This is a genomic window from Duganella paludis (assembly GCF_054461335.1).
The window spans coordinates 1,829,344-1,845,030 of the sequence record NZ_CM136922.1 but is presented as its reverse complement, the minus strand read 5'-3'; the positions used below and the strand labels follow the sequence as shown (position 1 = coordinate 1,845,030).

General features: G+C 63.6%; 15 protein-coding genes. 7 read left to right on the top strand and 8 right to left on the bottom strand.

Annotated elements, in window-relative coordinates:
* Window positions 1-31: 31 nt before the first annotated feature.
* From ACXZ1M_RS08305 to ACXZ1M_RS08275, 7 genes are read right to left on the bottom strand one after another with little or no spacing between them, the layout of a single operon-like run.
* Entirely contained in the window at window positions 32-652 is a 621-nt protein-coding gene (locus ACXZ1M_RS08305; protein WP_459052700.1) for a Maf family protein, read from the bottom strand.
* Between the two features lie 9 nt (window positions 653-661).
* The gene (gene rlmH / locus ACXZ1M_RS08300; protein WP_373988759.1) at window positions 662-1,132 is read right to left on the bottom strand and encodes a 23S rRNA (pseudouridine(1915)-N(3))-methyltransferase RlmH; all 471 of its coding nucleotides are present in this window, start codon (window positions 1,130-1,132) and stop codon (window positions 662-664) included.
* 6 nt (window positions 1,133-1,138) lie between these two features.
* Window positions 1,139-1,825, bottom strand: coding sequence for a ribosome silencing factor (rsfS, locus tag ACXZ1M_RS08295; protein WP_459052699.1), 687 nt, complete (start codon window positions 1,823-1,825; stop codon window positions 1,139-1,141).
* Window positions 1,826-2,485: a nicotinate-nucleotide adenylyltransferase gene (locus ACXZ1M_RS08290; RefSeq protein ID WP_459052698.1), complete on the bottom strand. Its 660-nt coding sequence runs from the start codon at window positions 2,483-2,485 to the stop codon at window positions 1,826-1,828. It lies immediately after the preceding gene.
* 2 nt (window positions 2,486-2,487) lie between these two features.
* A complete protein-coding gene (gene hemF / locus ACXZ1M_RS08285; RefSeq protein WP_459052697.1) occupies window positions 2,488-3,402 on the bottom strand; it encodes an oxygen-dependent coproporphyrinogen oxidase in 915 nt (304 codons plus the stop codon).
* A 1-nt stretch (window position 3,403) separates the two neighbouring features.
* Window positions 3,404-4,672, bottom strand: coding sequence for a phosphoribosylamine--glycine ligase (gene purD, locus ACXZ1M_RS08280; RefSeq protein WP_459052696.1), 1,269 nt, complete (start codon window positions 4,670-4,672; stop codon window positions 3,404-3,406).
* A 6-nt stretch (window positions 4,673-4,678) separates the two neighbouring features.
* Window positions 4,679-5,404 carry a YebC/PmpR family DNA-binding transcriptional regulator gene (locus ACXZ1M_RS08275; protein ID WP_459052695.1) on the bottom strand — a complete coding sequence of 242 codons (726 nt, stop codon included), beginning with the start codon at window positions 5,402-5,404 and terminating at the stop codon, window positions 4,679-4,681.
* A gap of 201 nt (window positions 5,405-5,605) precedes the next feature.
* Here ACXZ1M_RS08275 and ACXZ1M_RS08270 point away from each other — a divergent pair, with 201 nt between their 5' ends.
* The 5 genes from ACXZ1M_RS08270 to ACXZ1M_RS08250 all read left to right on the top strand — a co-directional run bounded on the left by ACXZ1M_RS08270 (window position 5,606) and on the right by ACXZ1M_RS08250 (window position 11,002).
* Window positions 5,606-8,107, top strand: a complete 2,502-nt coding sequence (locus tag ACXZ1M_RS08270) for an alkaline phosphatase D family protein (protein ID WP_459052694.1) — start codon at window positions 5,606-5,608, stop codon at window positions 8,105-8,107.
* Between the two features lie 143 nt (window positions 8,108-8,250).
* Complete coding sequence (locus tag ACXZ1M_RS08265; RefSeq protein WP_459052693.1) at window positions 8,251-9,156, top strand: DMT family transporter; 906 nt, start codon at window positions 8,251-8,253, stop codon at window positions 9,154-9,156.
* Between the two features lie 13 nt (window positions 9,157-9,169).
* Window positions 9,170-9,553 carry a methylglyoxal synthase gene (locus ACXZ1M_RS08260; RefSeq protein WP_459052692.1) on the top strand — a complete coding sequence of 128 codons (384 nt, stop codon included), beginning with the start codon at window positions 9,170-9,172 and terminating at the stop codon, window positions 9,551-9,553.
* Between the two features lie 10 nt (window positions 9,554-9,563).
* The gene (locus ACXZ1M_RS08255) at window positions 9,564-10,538 is read left to right on the top strand and encodes a quinone oxidoreductase family protein (RefSeq protein ID WP_459052691.1); all 975 of its coding nucleotides are present in this window, start codon (window positions 9,564-9,566) and stop codon (window positions 10,536-10,538) included.
* Window positions 10,535-11,002: a DUF6328 family protein gene (locus ACXZ1M_RS08250; RefSeq protein ID WP_459052690.1), complete on the top strand. Its 468-nt coding sequence runs from the start codon at window positions 10,535-10,537 to the stop codon at window positions 11,000-11,002. The genes ACXZ1M_RS08255 and ACXZ1M_RS08250 overlap by 4 nt, the downstream gene beginning before the upstream one ends.
* A gap of 46 nt (window positions 11,003-11,048) precedes the next feature.
* Here ACXZ1M_RS08250 and ACXZ1M_RS08245 read toward each other — a convergent pair whose 3' ends face one another.
* Window positions 11,049-11,723 (bottom strand): DUF4136 domain-containing protein, encoded by a 675-nt coding sequence (locus ACXZ1M_RS08245; protein ID WP_459052689.1) that lies wholly within the window; start codon window positions 11,721-11,723, stop codon window positions 11,049-11,051.
* 199 nt (window positions 11,724-11,922) lie between these two features.
* Here ACXZ1M_RS08245 and pepN point away from each other — a divergent pair, with 199 nt between their 5' ends.
* Both pepN and ACXZ1M_RS08235 read left to right on the top strand, forming a co-directional pair.
* Entirely contained in the window at window positions 11,923-14,583 is a 2,661-nt protein-coding gene (gene pepN / locus ACXZ1M_RS08240) for an aminopeptidase N (RefSeq protein ID WP_459052688.1), read from the top strand.
* A gap of 73 nt (window positions 14,584-14,656) precedes the next feature.
* Window positions 14,657-15,661 carry a class 1 fructose-bisphosphatase gene (locus ACXZ1M_RS08235; RefSeq protein WP_459052687.1) on the top strand — a complete coding sequence of 335 codons (1,005 nt, stop codon included), beginning with the start codon at window positions 14,657-14,659 and terminating at the stop codon, window positions 15,659-15,661.
* The last annotated feature ends 26 nt before the right edge of the window (window positions 15,662-15,687 follow it).

Here is a 15,687-nt window from a genome sequence, read left to right as displayed (position 1 = left end):
GGCGTCTGTCAACGACGTCGCCGCCGGGTGGTCAGGGCAGGGGCAAGCCCGCCTGGCGTAACAACTGGATGGTTTCGTAGATGGGCAGGCCCATGATGCCCGAGTGGCTGCCGGAGATGTGTTCGATGAACACGGCGGCCGGGCCCTGGATGCCGTAGCCGCCGGCCTTGTCGTAGGGTTCGGCGGTGGCGCAATAGGCTGCGATGGCGGCCGGCGACAGCACGCCGAAGCGCACGTCCGACACTTGCGTGATCTGGGTCGAGAAATCGGCCGAGGCCACGGCGATCGAGGTCAGCACCTGGTGCGTGCGGCCCGACAGCTGCTGCAGCATGGCCGTGGCTTCCGCCGGATTGGCCGGCTTGCCGAGGATGGCGCCGTCGATGGTGACGGTGGTGTCGGCCGACAGCACCGGCCGCGCCGCCATGCGGCGCTTGACCACCAGGTCGGCCGCGAACTGGGCTTTTTCCAGCGCCACGCGCGCCACATAGTCGATCGGGGTTTCGCCGGGCAGAATGTCTTCGGTCACGTCCGGGCCGCGCGGCCCGTCGCTGCGCAGCAGCAGCAGTTCGAAATCGATGCCGACCTGGCGCAGCAGTTCGCGCCGCCGCGGGCTTTTCGAGGCGAGGTAAATCTTCTTGTCGACCGGTTTCATATAGTTTTGTTAGACGCGGTGATAAGGATGGTTCTGCGTAATGGTCCAGGCGCGGTACAACTGCTCGGCCAGCATCACCCGCACCATACCATGCGGCAGGGTCATACTGGAAATCCGGATCAAGCCTTCGGCCCGCGCCTTGAGCGCAGGATCGAGACCGTCGGCGCCGCCGATCAGGAAAGCCGTGTCGCGGCCATCCTGCTGCCACGCCTCCAGCTGCTGCGACAGGCCCACCGAGGTGAGATCCTTGCCGCGCTCGTCGAGGGCGATGATGCGCACGGCTTTCGGCAGCGCCGCCTCGATGCGCTCGCGTTCGAGCGCCATCGCGGTGGCGGCGGTCTTGCTGCCGGAACGCTCGACCGGCTTGATTTCCTTCAGCACGATCTTCAGTTCCGGCGGCATGCGCTTCACATACTCGGCGTAGCCGGTTTCGATCCAGGCCGGCATTTTATGGCCGACCGCAGCGATAATCAGCTGCATGGCGGATTACTCAGCCGCTTTTTTGATACGCTTGATGACCGTTTTGGCCGGTGCTTCTTCCGCTTTAGGCTTGGCTGCGCGTGGCTTGGCGGTCGCTTTCAGTGCTTTCACTGCGGCGACGGTGGCCTTCGGCGCGCCGACCTTGATCTTCTTGCCGGCCGGGACGGCTGCTGGCTTGGCCGGTTTTTTCTCGGCGGTGGCGGCGGACGCTTTGGCGGCGGCCGGCTTGCGGGCCGAGGTTTTCTTCTCGACGACCGGGGTGGCGGCAACGGCCTTTTTACCAGCGGCCAGGTGGCTGCTGATTTTCTTCGGCGCGTCGGCGGCTTCGCCTTCGGCGGTGTTCTTGCGCTTGGCGGCGCCCAGTTTCACCGGCTTGTCGCCCCAGATTTCTTCCAGGCGGTAGTAAGCGCGGATCGGCGCCTGCATGATGTGGACGATCATGTCGCCCAGGTCGACCAGCACCCATTCACCGGTGTCCTCGCCTTCCATGCCGTAGACGTCGCCGCCGGCGGCCTTGACCTTGTCGCGCACCGAGGCAGCCAGCGCCTTGGTTTGACGATTGGAAGTACCGGACGCGATGGCGATGCGGTCGAACAGGCTGGTTAAGTGGGTCGTGTCGAACAGGGCGATGTCTTGGGCCTTAACGTCTTCGAGGGCGTCAACGACCAGGGTTTGCAGTTTTTTGATGTCCATTTAGCTTTTGTATAAATTGTGTTGTTTAATATAGTCTAGCACTAGCGGCGGGATAAGCGAGTTTGCCGGTTCCCCCCGTTGTAATGCCGCACGTATCTGGGTTGCGGAAATATCCACCGCGAAGTCTTCTGCCAGAAAAGTCAGACCATGCGGCGTGTTACGGATTTGTTGCGGCGTTCCCAAACGGCTGGAAAACGCCTGCGCCACGGCCGGCGGCAAACCGGCGGTGGCAATGTCATAGCCCGGGCGGGCCGCTACGCAGATATGGGCGTAGTCGAACAGCGCCTGCCATTCGTGCCAGGTATCGAGCCGTTGCAGCTGGTCGGCGCCCATCAGGAAACTGATGGAGGCCTGCGGCCCCAGCTCGGCGCGCACCTGGCGCAAGGTGTCGATGGTGTAGGTCGGCAGTCCGGCCGCGCCGCGCGCGATCTCCTGCATGTCCACGGACACGCTGAACGGCTGGCCGGCGAAGGCCAGCGCCACCATGTCGGCGCGCTGCTGCGCCGAAGCTTTCAGCGTGGCTTTTTGCCACGGCAGTCCGGTGGGGATCACGCGCAACTGGTCGACCTGCAGCAGATTGGCGAAATACTCGCCCAATGCGACGTGACCTCGATGCACCGGATCGTAGCTGCCTCCCAGCAGTGCGACGCGGTAAGCCATCGTCACGCAGCGAGCCAGTCGCGATGGGGCAGGAAGTCGGAATACAGCGCCGCTTCCGGCGTGCCTTCCTCGGGTTCCCAGCGATAGCGCCATTTCACGATCGGCGGCATCGACATCAGGATCGCCTCGGTGCGGCCGCCCGATTGCAGGCCAAACAGCGTGCCACGGTCGAATACGAGATTGAATTCGACATAGCGGCCGCGCCGGTAAGCCTGGAAATCGCGTTCGCGTTCGCCGTAAGGCATGTCCTTGCGCTGTTCCAGGATCGGCAGGTAGGCCTTCAGAAAGGACTGGCCCACGCTTTGGGTCATGGCGAAGCTTTGCTCGAAGCCCTCGGCGCTGTGGTCGTCGAAGAAAATGCCGCCGACGCCGCGCGCTTCCTGGCGGTGCTTCAGGTAGAAATACTCGTCGCACCACTTCTTGAACTTGCCGTGCAGGTCCGCGCCGAACGGGGCGAGGGCGTCATGGCAGGTCTGGTGGAAGTGCTTGGCGTCTTCCTTGAAACCGTAATACGGCGTCAAATCCATGCCGCCGCCGAACCACCATACCGGCTCGCCGGCAGCGTTGGTGGTGCTGAAGAAGCGCACGTTCATGTGCACCGTCGGCGCGTACGGATTGCGCGGATGGATCACCAGCGACACACCCATGGCTTCCCACGGATTGCCGCCGATGTCGGGACGGTGCGCCGACGCCGATGGCGGCAGCTTGGCGCCCAGCACGTGCGAGAAGTTCACACCACCGCGTTCAATGACATTGCCTTCTTCAACCAGACGCGAAATCCCGCCGCCACCTTCGGCGCGCTGCCACTCGTCGCGCAGGAAGGAGGCGCCGTCGACGGCCTCCAACGCTTGCACGATGTCGTTTTGCAGTTGCAGCAGCCAGGTTTTGACTGCTTCGGGATTCGGTGCGGCGGACATCTTAGTGCTTCAGCCCACGCCAGCCGATATCGCGGCGGCACTGCATGCCTTCGAAGCTGATCTGGTCGACCACTTCATAGGCAGCCTTCTGCGCCAGCTTGACGCTGTCGGCCAGGCCGACCACGCACAGCACGCGGCCGCCGGTCACTTGCAGTTGGCCGTCCACATCGGCGGTGCCGGCGTGGAAGGTCACCGATTCCGGCGTTTCGGCCGGGATGCCTTCGATCACGGCGCCTTTCAGCGGCGCGTCCGGATAGCCGGCGGCGGCCAGCACCACGCCGACGGCGGTGCGACGGTCCCATTCCAGCTCGATCTGGTCCAGCGTACCGTTGACGGCGTGTTCCATCACCGCCACCAGGTCGGTCTTCAGACGCGACATGATAGGCTGGGTTTCAGGATCGCCCATGCGGCAGTTGAACTCCAGCGTGCGCGGATTGCCGGCGGCGTCGATCATCAGGCCGGCGTACAGGAAGCCGGTGAAGACGATGCCGTCCTTCGCCATGCCGGCGATGGTCGGGTTGATGATCTCGCGCATCACGCGGGCGTGCATGGCCGGCGTCACGATCGGGGCCGGGGAATAAGCACCCATGCCGCCGGTGTTCGGGCCTTCGTCGTTGTCCTTCAGGCGCTTGTGATCCTGGCTGGTGGCCAGCGGCAGGATGTTTTTGCCGTCGCACATGACGATGAAGCTGGCTTCTTCGCCGGCCAGGAATTCTTCGATGACGATGCGCGCGCCGGCGTCGCCGAAGCGGTTATCGGCCAGCATGTCATCCACCGCCTGGTGGGCTTCTTCCAGCGACAGGGCAACCACCACGCCTTTGCCGGCGGCCAGGCCGTCGGCCTTGATGACGATCGGGGCGCCGTTGGCGTCGATGTAGGCGTGCGCTTGCGCCACGTCCGAGAAGGTCTGGTATTTGGCGGTGGGGATGCCGTGGCGTTCCATGAAGGACTTGGCGAAGTCTTTCGAGGACTCCAGCTGAGCCGCTTCCTTGGTCGGGCCGAACACCTTCAGTCCGCGTGCGCGGAACAGGTTGACGATGCCGCCGGCCAGCGGCGTCTCCGGGCCGACCACGGTCAGGCTGATGCCTTCGCTCTCGACGAAGTTCGCCAGCTCGTGCAGGTCGGTGATGTTGACGTTGACCAGGCGCGAATCGCGGGCGGTGCCGCCGTTGCCGGGGGCCACGTACACCATCTGAATGCGCTCGGATTGCGCCAGTTTCCAGGCCAATGCATGTTCACGGCCACCGGAGCCGACTACCAAAATTTTCATATTCCCTCAGTCTTCGATCAGGGTGTTGGAATACACTTCCTGTACATCGTCCAGCGCTTCCAGCGCGTCCAGCAGTTTCTGCATCTTGATCGCGTTGTCGCCGGTGACGGCGATTTCGACGTCCGGCTTCATGATGATCTCGGCCACTTCGGCCTTGAAGCCCTTGGCTTCCAGCGCGTCTTTCACGTTGGCGAAATCGTGCGGGCCGCACAGCACTTCAATGCCGCCTTCTTCATCGGTGACCACGTCTTCGGCGCCCGATTCCAGCGCCGCTTCCATCAGCGCGTCCTCGTTGGTGCCCGGCGCGAACAGGAACTGGCCGCAGTGCTTGAACATGAAGGCCACCGAGCCTTCGTTGCCCATGTTGCCGCCGTTCTTGTTGAAGGCATTGCGGACTTCCGCCACGGTGCGCACGCGGTTGTCGGTCATGCAGTCGACGATGATCGCCGCGCCGCCGACGCCGTAGCCTTCGTAGCGTACTTCTTCGTACGACGCGCCGTCCTCGCCGCCGGTGCCGCGCGTGATGGCGCGCTGCACGTTATCCTTCGGCATATTGGCGTCGGCCGCCTTGTCGATCGCCAGGCGCAAGCGCGGGTTGGCGTTGACGTCGCCGCCGCCCATGCGTGCAGCAACGGTGATTTCCTTGATCAGGCGCGTCCAGATCTTGCCGCGTTTCGCGTCAGTTGCTGCCTTTTTGTGCTTGATGTTGGCCCATTTGCTGTGTCCAGCCATGTTCGGTCTTCCTTCGGCGGTGATTCGTTGGTGTGCGGTGAGGGCGGTATTCTAGCATAAGAGGGCGGCCAGAAACCGCCCGCCCATAGCACATAGCCTCGCCCTACCGCTAGAGGGGAAGCTCCACTTTTTGTAGGGATGCTGTCATATCCTCCTGCTACGCTTTATTTTTTGACATCATCGCTTACGCGGGAGCAGAACATGGACAGACGGCAGTTTATTAAATTCGGCAGCTTCATCACGGTATCGGTGGCCTCGGGCGCAGGCCTGAGCGCCTGCGGCGGCAGCGATGGTGCGCCGGCTAGCGCCTTGCCGCCGGCCAGCGGCGCCTGGAAATTCCCACAGAGCGTGGCCTCCGGCGATCCGCGCGCCGACAGCATCCTGTTGTGGACGCGCGCCGTGCCGGCGTCGTTCGACAACGTGGCGGCCGCCACCGGCAGCGACACCTCGCTGCGCCTGGTCGTGACTGCGGCCGATAACGGCAAGTCGTTGGGCAGCAATGCGGCCCTCAGCGGCGCCACCGTGACGGACGTGGTGCTGCCGCTGCAGGCGCAATACGACAACACCGTGCGCCACAAGCTGACCGGCCTGTCCGCCAACACCACCTATTACTACCAGTTCGTCGCCGGCGAGACGCGCTCCAACGTCGGCCGCTTCAAGACCGCACCGGCGGCCGATGCCGACGTCGCGCAGCTGCAGTTCGCCTACATGACCTGCCAGGACTGGAGCGTGAACCACTGGGGCGCGATGAGCGCCATCGCCGCCGAGAACCTGGACTTCATCGTCCACCTGGGCGACTACATCTACGAAACCGTGGGCGAGGACTTCCAGCTGGGCGCGGTGGAAAGCCGCCACGACGCGCTGACCTTGCCGGACGGCGTGTTCAAGAACGGCAGCTCCGGCGCCAAGTACGCCAACACGCTGAACGACTACCGCTACCTGTACAAGAAGTACCGCACCGACACCCGCCTTCAGGCGCTGCACGAGCGCTTCGCCTTCATCGCCATCTGGGACGACCACGAATTCAGCGACGATGCGTGGCAGGACGCGCAAACCTACGACGGCTCCTTCAACGCCGACGGCTCCGATCTGCACCAGGGCGCGCGCCGCCGCAACGCCAACCAGGCGTGGTTCGAGTTCATGCCGGCCGACGTGTCGCTGGACGCGGCCAACACCACCTTCCAGAACATCAAGATCTACCGCGACTTCCAGTTCGGTAAGCTGATGCAGCTGGTGATGACGGACGAACGCTTGTACCGCTCGGACCACATCATTCCGGAATCGTCGGTGAATCCGGCCACCGGCAAGCCGCTGGGCCGCATCGGCTCGCGCTACCTGGTGCCGCAGGATTTGTTCAACAGCGTGGAAGCGCAGAAGATGGCCGGCGCCAAAACCATCGGCCTCGATCCGCTGACCACCGCCACCATTCTGGGCAACACGCAGCGCCAGTGGTGGATGGACAAGATGAAAGCCGCCACCTCGACCTGGAAATTGTGGGGCAATGAAGTATCGCTGCTGCGCATGGGCCTCAACGGCGTGGACGCCGTGGCGACTTTGCTGGCGCTGAATGCGGTATCGACGCTGGCGACGTCGGTGGCGACGCTGGCACCGTCGGTAGGCAGCAACGAGGCGGTGGCGGGGGCTATCGTTGCCGCTTCCACGGCGGGCGCTTCGGCGGCGAACGCGCAGGCTGGTGCGGCGGCCATCGTGGCGGGCGTAGGCTCGGCCGACCGGCAGCTGGCGGCGGCAGTGACAGCGGGGCTGACCACCGCCCAGGCGACGATCGCGGTGGCAACCTTCACCCAGGTCATGGCGGCCGCCCGCGACGGCGTGGTCGGCGCGGCATTGGCTGCGGTGGCGGGGCAGACCATCGCCTTCGGCTACATCAAGCCGGACGTGCAGGCGCGCAAAGCCGAATCGCCGTTCGTGGCGGCGTCCGGCAAGAAGGAAGCGCTGGCGGCGTTCTTCACGCGCTTCCTGCTCAACTGCGACCAGTGGGACGGCTACAACAGCGAACGCAAGGCGCTGATGTCGCACCTGAAGACCAACAACATCGGCAACGTGGTGGCGCTGACCGGCGACATTCACGCCTTCTTCGTCGGCACGGTGAGCGATGATTTCGACGCGGCCGGCGGCGGCACGCCGGTGATGGTGGATCTGGTGTCGGCGGGTATCAGCTCGGATTCGTTCTTCAGCTACCTGCGCGATGCGGCGTCGGCGCTGGGCGATATTGGCACCTTGGTGTCTTACCCGCTGGCGATTCCGGTGCCGGGCGTGGGCGCGATCAATCTGAGCTTCAACCTGCTGGACTACACCATGGGCAAAGCGGTGCCGACGGCGGGGGCGTTGATGGAGCAAATCCGCGTCCAACTGCGCGGCGGCCTTGCGGCGAAAGGCGTACCCGAAGCGCAACTGGAAGCGACCGTGGCCGCCGTGCTGCTTGGCCTGCAAAGCAACGCGGACTTCAGCATCAGCTTGTTGGGCCTGGCGCAGCAGCTGGCGGGCTTGGGGAATAATCCATGGCTCAAGCATTTGAATACGGATGCGCAGGGCTACACCTTGGTGACGCTGACGCCGGGCAAGATGACGGCGCAGTTCAAGCAGGTGAATAAGCTGGTTGGCGCCGTTGCCCCCGCAACCCTGATCGCGCGCACGACGACAGCTACGGTTACAGCGGGTTCGCCTTCCGTGGCCATCAGCTAGCTTTTACCCCGCACGCGCTGCCTGCATGCCACCGGCGCATCCTAGGGGTCTGTCCCCGCAGGGGACAGACCCCGCCTTGCTGGGGTAGGCCTTGCCGGGGTGGTCTTCAGCGGCCACCGGCATTTGCCCGTACAATCTCAGGTATGGACAAAAGCATCACACACTCCGCCCCGGCGCGGGCTGCTTATTTGGGTGGGTTGGGTATCGCCGTCGCCGGCGCCGTGCTGTTTTCTACCAAGGCCATCGTCGCCAAGCTGCTGTACCGCTATCAGATCGACGCCGTCACCCTGATCGCCTTCCGCATGCTGTTCTCGCTGCCGGTGTTCGCCGCCATCGCCATCTGGAAGATGCGCACCCAGCCGCCGCTCTCCAAAGCCGACCGTTGGCGCCTGGTCGGCATGGGCCTGGTTGGCTACTACCTGTCCAGCTTCCTCGACTTCCTCGGCCTGCAATACATCACCGTCGGCCTTGAGCGTCTGATCCTGTTCCTCACGCCCACGTTCGTCCTGTTGATCAGCTCCACCGTGCTCAAGCAGCACATCAGCCGCCGCCAGTGGCTCGCGCTGCTCACCTCCTATTGCGGCATCGTGTTCGTCTTCCTGCACGATCTGCAGGGCGGCGGCAACGTCGCGCTGGGCGCCACGCTGGTGACCGGCTCTGCGGCCGCCTATTCCATCTACCTGCTGATGTCAGGCGAAATGGTCAAGCGCCTCGGCACGCTGCGGCTGGTGTCCTACGCCATGTGCGTGTCCAGCGCCGCCTGCATCGGCCAGTTCTTCCTGCTGCGGCCTGCTTCGATGCTGATCCAGCCGCTGCCGGTGTATGGCCTGTCGCTGGTCAACGGCTTGCTGTGCACGGTGGCGCCGGTGCTGATGACCATGGTCGCCGTCGAACGCATCGGCGCCGGCACCGCCTCGCAGGCTGGTATGATCGGCCCCGTTTCAACGCTGTTTCTGGGTGCGCTGTTGCTGGGCGAACCCGTCACCTCCTGGCAGCTGGGCGGCACCGCCCTGGTCCTGTCCGGAATCTATCTGCTGTCCAAAAAATAAATAGGATCAAGACATGAAATTCCGCATTGCCCTGATTGCTCACGATAAGAAAAAAGACGACATGATCGCCCTGGCGGCCGAGTACAAGGCCTTCCTCTCGACCTGCACCCTGACCGCCACCGGTACCACCGGCGGCCGCCTGATCAACGAGCTGGGCCTGGAAGTAGACCGCAAGCATTCCGGCCCCTTCGGCGGCGATTTGCAGATCGGCTCGATGCTGGTGGAAGGCCTGATCGACTGCGTGATCTTCCTGCGCGACCCGATGACGCCGCAGCCGCACGAGCCGGACATCAACGCCCTGGTGCGCGCCTGCGACGTGCACAATACGCCCTGCGCGACCAACGTCTCCTCGGCACATCTGGTACTGTCTCAGCTTCAGCAACGCGCAGCGCAATAAGGGGAAGATCATGGTCAAAGCGATCCGCATGAACCGCGTCGGCGGTCCGGAAGTCATGGAACTGGTGGAGGTCGATTTGCCGCCGCCCGCTCCGGGCGAGGTGCGGATGCGCCATGAAGCCATCGGCCTCAACTACATCGACGTCTACCACCGCACCGGCCTGTACCCGCAACCGTTGCCCGGCGCGCTGGGCGTGGAGGGCGCCGGCGTGGTGGAGGAAGTGGGCGAGGGCGTGACCGACCTGCAAGTGGGCGACCGCGTCGCCTACGGCGGCCGTCCGCTCGGCGCGTATTCCGAAGCACGCAACATCCCCGCCTCGCAACTGCTGGTGCTGCCGCAGCAAATCGACTTCGACACCGCCGCCGCCATGATGCTGCAAGGCCTGACGGTGCAATACCTGTTCCACCGCACCGTGCCGCTGAAATCCGGCGACACCGTCCTGTTCCACGCGGCGGCCGGCGGCGTTGGCCTGATCGCCTGCCAATGGGCGCGCGTGATGGGCGTGAACCTGATCGGCACCGTCGGTTCGGAAGAGAAGGCCGCGCTGGCGATCGAAAACGGCGCCACCCACGTCATCAACTACAACAAGGAAGACTTCACCGAGCGGGTGAAGGAACTGACCGACGGCAAAGGCGTGTCGGTGGTGTACGACTCGATCGGCAAGGATACCTTCATCGGCTCGCTGGACTGTTTGCAGCCGCTGGGCATGATGGTCAGCTTCGGCAACGCCTCCGGCCCGGTGCCGCCTTTCGGCCTGAACGAACTGGCCAGCCGTGGCTCGCTGTTCATCACCCGTCCATCGCTGATGGCCTACATGGCCAAGCGCGAAGACCTGGAAGCATCGGCCAAATCCCTGTTCGGCGTGGTGAGCAGCGGCGAGGTCAAGATCGACATCCGCCAGCGCTACGCCCTGGCCGACGTCCAGCAGGCGCATATCGACCTGGAGGCGCGTAAAACCACCGGTTCGTCCATCCTGCTTCCATGAACGAACCGCGCGACTACGACGCCGAGGAGCGCGAAGACGGCGACTTCTCCGACATGCTGAGCGAAATGCGCATCCTGCTGCCGGGTGCGCAGATGCTGTCGGCGTTCCTGGTCATCCTGCCGTTCAACGAAGGCTTCGGCAAGATCGTGCATGCCGAGAAGCTGCTGTTCCTGGCCACCTTCTTCTTCTCGCTGACCGCGCTGGTGCTGCTGAGTGCACCGGCGGTCCAGCACCGCGTGATGCGGCCGCTGAAGGACCGCGCGCGCTTCAAGCGCAACGCGACACGGCAGATCGTGGCCGGCGCCTTCTCGCTCGGCATCGCGCTGACGCTGGGCACGGACCTGGTGATCTCGGAAGTGTTCGGCGCCACGGTCGGCTTCGTGATGGCGGCCACCATGGCGGTGATCATCCTGTGCTTCTGGTGGCTGATGCCCGCGTTGATGAAGCGGAACGATAAAGAATAAAAAAGCCGGGCAATGCCCGGCTTTTGCTTGTGCTGCTATCCGAAGATCAGCCGGCCTTCGGCGGCGACTTCACTTCCACGGTATCGGTCTTCGGCTCGATGGTGATGTCGATGGTGCGCGGCACGCCGTTCTGGCCGGGGAAGCCGGTGAACGCGCTTTGCACCAGCGCCGGCATCACATACGGCGTGGCCTGCACGCTGCTGGTGTTCTGCACCGTGACGTCGTACAGCTTGCGGCCCGAGGTGTCGTTGATGGTCACGCGCAGCTGGCGCTGATATTGATGCTTGATGCGCTCTTCGACGTAGGTCGGACCAATCCGGTAAAACGGATCATAGAAGAACGGGCGATACGCCCAGCGCGAATAACCCCAGCCGAAGCGGCCGTAGCCGGGACCCCAGTATGGGCCCATGAACGGATCTTCGGTCTGCAACACGCGCACCGGATGGTCGATGGTCGAGAATTTCATGCCGATGAGCAACTTCGGCGTCTGGTTGTCGCCCACTTGGCGGAAGCCGAGCTTGTTCAGCTCGTTGGCGACCAGCACCTGGTAATTGCGGTATTCCAGCGTATCGTCCGCACCTTGCGGCGCTTCGAAGGCGAAGGATTTGTCCGGAACATCGGCCGGCCAGTCATTAAAGGCAGTCACATTGCTGCGGATATTGGTGGCGCAGCCGCTCAACAGCATGACGGCGGCAGTCGCCAGAATGGCGAGATATTTCATGATGATGCCCTCTCAGGTAAGACGGTATTTTCCAGAACTAAGTGTATGACGCGCGCATTAAGCCTGCATGATTATTACAGAATGTTACCGCATCGTGGAAAGCAGCAACTTACAAGTCAGGAAAGATGGCAATTACGCACGTCTGTCCACCTCGTACTTGGTAAAATAAGCTTTTGCATCCGTCCACTCAGAGTTCCCAATGCGCACAGACAGCAGCCCCACGACGATATACCGCAAAGATTACACCCCTCCAGCCTACCTGGTAGATACCGTAGAACTGGGTTTCGATCTGTCCCCGGCACGTACCGTGGTGGCCAACCGCGTCACCATGAGCCACAACCCGGCGTCCCGGAGCCGCGACATCGTGCTGCACGGCGAGGAGATCGAACTGGTGCAGTTGCGTCTGAACGGCCAGCTGCTGAGCGTCGGCGATTACCAGCTGACGTCCTCAATGCTGACCATCCCCACCACGGCCGACCATGTGGTGCTGGAAATCGAAACCATCTGCGCGCCGGTGGAAAACACCACCCTGTCCGGCCTCTACGTTTCCAACAACAGCTTCTACACCCAGTGCGAGGCCGAAGGCTTCCGCCGCATCACCTATTTCCCGGACCGCCCGGACGTGATGGCCAAGTACACCGTGATGCTGCGCGCCGACAAGGCCGCCTATCCGGTGCTGCTGTCGAACGGTAACCTGATCGAGGAGGGCGACCTCGGCGACGGCCGCCACTACGCCAAGTGGGAAGACCCGTTCAAGAAGCCGTCCTATCTGTTCGCGCTGGTGGCCGCCAAGCTGGTGTGCCAGGAAGAGACCTTCAAGCTGGCCGACGGCCGCAACGTGCTGCTGCAGGTGTGGGTGGAAGAGGGCAACCTCGACAAGACCGACTACGCCATGCAGTCGCTCAAGAACTCGATCCGCTGGGACGAGGAGCGCTTCAATCTGGAACTGGACCTGGACCGCTTCATGATCGTCGCCGTGGGCGACTTTAACATGGGCGCGATGGAAAACAAGGGCCTGAACATCTTCAACACCAAGTTCGTGCTGGCCAACCCGCGCACCGCCACCGACATCGACTACGCCGGCATTGAAGCCGTGGTCGGCCACGAATACTTCCACAACTGGACCGGCAACCGCGTGACTTGCCGCGACTGGTTCCAGCTGTCGCTGAAGGAAGGCCTGACCGTGTTCCGCGACCAGGAATTCTCGGCCGACATGATCGGCACCGACAGCGGCCGCGCCGTCACTCGCATCGACCAGGTGCGCACGCTGCGCCAGGCGCAGTTCCCGGAAGACGCCGGCCCGATGTCACACCCTGTGCGTCCCGACTCTTTCGTCGAGATCAACAACTTCTACACCGTGACCGTGTACGAAAAAGGCGCGGAAGTGGTGCGCATGTACCAGACCCTGCTGGGCCGCGACGGCTTCCGCAAAGGCATGGACCTGTACTTCGAACGCCACGACGGCGAAGCCGTGACCTGCGACGACTTCCGCGCCGCCATGGCCGACGCCAACAGCCGCGACCTCAAGCAATTCGAACGCTGGTACTCGCAGGCCGGCACGCCGATCGTGACCGCGCGCACGCGCTACGACGCCGTCAAGCGCAACTTCGACATCATCCTGAGTCAGCGCAGCACCGCCACCGCCGGCCAGCCGGAAAAGCTGCCGTTCCACATTCCCGTGGCGGTCGGCCTGCTGGGCGCCAACGGCAAGGATCTGGTCCTGAACCTGGAAAACGGCAAGCATGCCAAGGGCGCGACCACGGTCGTGCTGGAACTGACCGAGCAGGAACAGATCTTCCGCTTCCGCCAGGTGGACGAGCGCCCGACGCCATCCATCCTGCGCGACTTCTCGGCGCCGGTGATCCTCGAATACGACTACACCGACGACGAACTGCTGCACCTGTTCAGCCACGACAGCGACCCGGTCAACCGCTGGGAAGCCGGCCAGCGCCTCGCGATGGCCCGCCTGCTCAAGCTGACCTCGCAAGTGGCGTCCGGCGGCGAAGCCAAGCTCAAGCTGGACAGCACCTTCCTCAACGCCATGCGCGCCGTGCTCACCGACGAAACGCTGGACCCGGCGTTCCGCGAACTGGCGCTAATCCTGCCATCGGAAACCATTATCGCCGAGCAGATGGACGTGGTGGACCCGCAAGCCATCCACACCGCGCGCCAGTTCATGCGCCGCACCATCGGCGCATCGCTCAAGAGCGAACTGCTGGCGCAATACCACGCCAACCAGACGCCAGGCGACTACAGCCCGGACGCGCTGTCGGCCGGCAAGCGCGCGCTGAAGAACCTGTGCCTGTCCTACCTGATGGTGGCGCCGGAACTGGCCGAGCTCAAGCTCTCGCAGTCGCAGTTTGAAAACGCCACCAACATGACGGACCGTTCGGCCGCGCTGGTGTCCATGATCCACAGCGGCGCCGAAGCGGGGCCGTACCTGAAGGCCTTCTATGACGACTTCAGCAACGAAGCGCTGGTCATCGACAAATGGTTCGCCATGCAGGCCTCGGCGCCGACCGCCAACGTGGCGGCGGTGCGCAAGCTGATGCAGCACCCGGCCTTCACGCTCAAAACGCCGAACCGCGCGCGCAGCCTGATCTTCAACTTCACCAGTGGCAACCCGTCGCAATTCCACGCGGCCGACGGCAGCGCCTACGAATTCTGGGCCGAATATGTCATCAAGCTCGACGCCATCAACCCGCAAGTGGCGGCACGCCTGGCGCGCGGCATGGACCGCTGGCGCCGTTACGCGCCGGCGCTGCAGGCCAAGATGAAGCAGGCCCTGGAAAAAGTCGCCGCCCGCGCCAAGCTGTCGAACGACGTGCTGGAAGTGGTCACCAAAGCTCTCGCAAACTAACGTCGTCCCCGCGTACGCGGGGACCCATACTCAGCCAAACACTCAACGATTTACATCTACTTCAAGGGACCACATGAAACGAGTCAGCCTTACACAATACCTGGTGGAGGAACAACGCCTGCACAACACGATCCCGGCCGAACTGCGCCTGTTGATCGAAGTGGTGGCGCGCGCGTGCAAAACTATCAGCCACTCGGTGGGCAAAGGCGCGCTGGGCGAAGTGCTGGGCACCGCCGAGACCGAAAACATCCAGGGCGAAGTGCAGAAAAAGCTGGACATCATCTCCAACGAAATCCTGCTCGAAGCGAACGAATGGGGCGGCCACCTGGCGGCCATGGCGTCGGAAGAAATGGAATCGATCCACCCGATTCCAAACCGCTATCCGAAAGGCGAATACATGCTGCTGTTCGACCCACTGGACGGCTCCTCGAACATCGACGTCAACGTCTCGATCGGCACCATCTTCTCCGTGCTGAAAGCGCCGGAAGGCATGGCCCAGCCGACCGAAGCGGACTTCATGCAGGCAGGCACCAAGCAGGTCGCCGCCGGCTACGCCGTGTACGGCCCGCAGACCATGCTGGTGCTCACCACCGGCAACGGCGTCAACTGCTTCACCCTGGACCGCGAAATGGGCTCATGGGTGCTGACCCAGCGCGACATCAAGATCCCGGTGACCACCAAGGAATTCGCGATCAACATGTCGAACCAGCGCCACTGGCATGCGCCGGTGCAGCGCTACATCAGCGAACTGCTGGCCGGCGACACCGGCCCGCGCGGCACCAACTTCAACATGCGCTGGATCGCCTCGATGGTGGCGGACGTGCACCGCATCCTGAATCGCGGCGGCATCTTCATGTACCCGGCCGACACCCGCGACACCTCCATGCCGGGCAAGCTGCGTCTGATGTACGAAGCGAACCCGATGGCGTTCATCGTCGAGCAGGCAGGCGGCGCGGCCACCGACGGCAAGCAACGCATCATGGACATCCAGCCGCACAAGCTGCACCAGCGCGTGCCGGTGTTCCTGGGCTCGCGCGATGAGGTGGCGGTGGTGACCGGCTACCATAGCGAGGGCTGATTAGTGCACTAGGCCCGCAAAGCAAT

What these genes read in the sequence shown, in the direction of transcription:
- ACXZ1M_RS08305 (WP_459052700.1), bottom strand. Translation starts at nt 652, where the DNA reads ATGAAACCGGTCGACAAGAAGATTTACCTCGCCTCGAAAAGCCCGCGG.
- rlmH (WP_373988759.1), bottom strand. Translation starts at nt 1,132, where the DNA reads ATGCAGCTGATTATCGCTGCGGTCGGCCATAAAATGCCGGCCTGGATC.
- rsfS (WP_459052699.1), bottom strand. Translation starts at nt 1,825, where the DNA reads ATGGACATCAAAAAACTGCAAACCCTGGTCGTTGACGCCCTCGAAGAC.
- ACXZ1M_RS08290 (WP_459052698.1), bottom strand. Translation starts at nt 2,485, where the DNA reads ATGGCTTACCGCGTCGCACTGCTGGGAGGCAGCTACGATCCGGTGCAT.
- hemF (WP_459052697.1), bottom strand. Translation starts at nt 3,402, where the DNA reads ATGTCCGCCGCACCGAATCCCGAAGCAGTCAAAACCTGGCTGCTGCAA.
- purD (WP_459052696.1), bottom strand. Translation starts at nt 4,672, where the DNA reads ATGAAAATTTTGGTAGTCGGCTCCGGTGGCCGTGAACATGCATTGGCC.
- ACXZ1M_RS08275 (WP_459052695.1), bottom strand. Translation starts at nt 5,404, where the DNA reads ATGGCTGGACACAGCAAATGGGCCAACATCAAGCACAAAAAGGCAGCA.
- ACXZ1M_RS08270 (WP_459052694.1), top strand. Translation starts at nt 5,606, where the DNA reads ATGGACAGACGGCAGTTTATTAAATTCGGCAGCTTCATCACGGTATCG.
- ACXZ1M_RS08265 (WP_459052693.1), top strand. Translation starts at nt 8,251, where the DNA reads ATGGACAAAAGCATCACACACTCCGCCCCGGCGCGGGCTGCTTATTTG.
- ACXZ1M_RS08260 (WP_459052692.1), top strand. Translation starts at nt 9,170, where the DNA reads ATGAAATTCCGCATTGCCCTGATTGCTCACGATAAGAAAAAAGACGAC.
- ACXZ1M_RS08255 (WP_459052691.1), top strand. Translation starts at nt 9,564, where the DNA reads ATGGTCAAAGCGATCCGCATGAACCGCGTCGGCGGTCCGGAAGTCATG.
- ACXZ1M_RS08250 (WP_459052690.1), top strand. Translation starts at nt 10,535, where the DNA reads ATGAACGAACCGCGCGACTACGACGCCGAGGAGCGCGAAGACGGCGAC.
- ACXZ1M_RS08245 (WP_459052689.1), bottom strand. Translation starts at nt 11,723, where the DNA reads ATGAAATATCTCGCCATTCTGGCGACTGCCGCCGTCATGCTGTTGAGC.
- pepN (WP_459052688.1), top strand. Translation starts at nt 11,923, where the DNA reads ATGCGCACAGACAGCAGCCCCACGACGATATACCGCAAAGATTACACC.
- ACXZ1M_RS08235 (WP_459052687.1), top strand. Translation starts at nt 14,657, where the DNA reads ATGAAACGAGTCAGCCTTACACAATACCTGGTGGAGGAACAACGCCTG.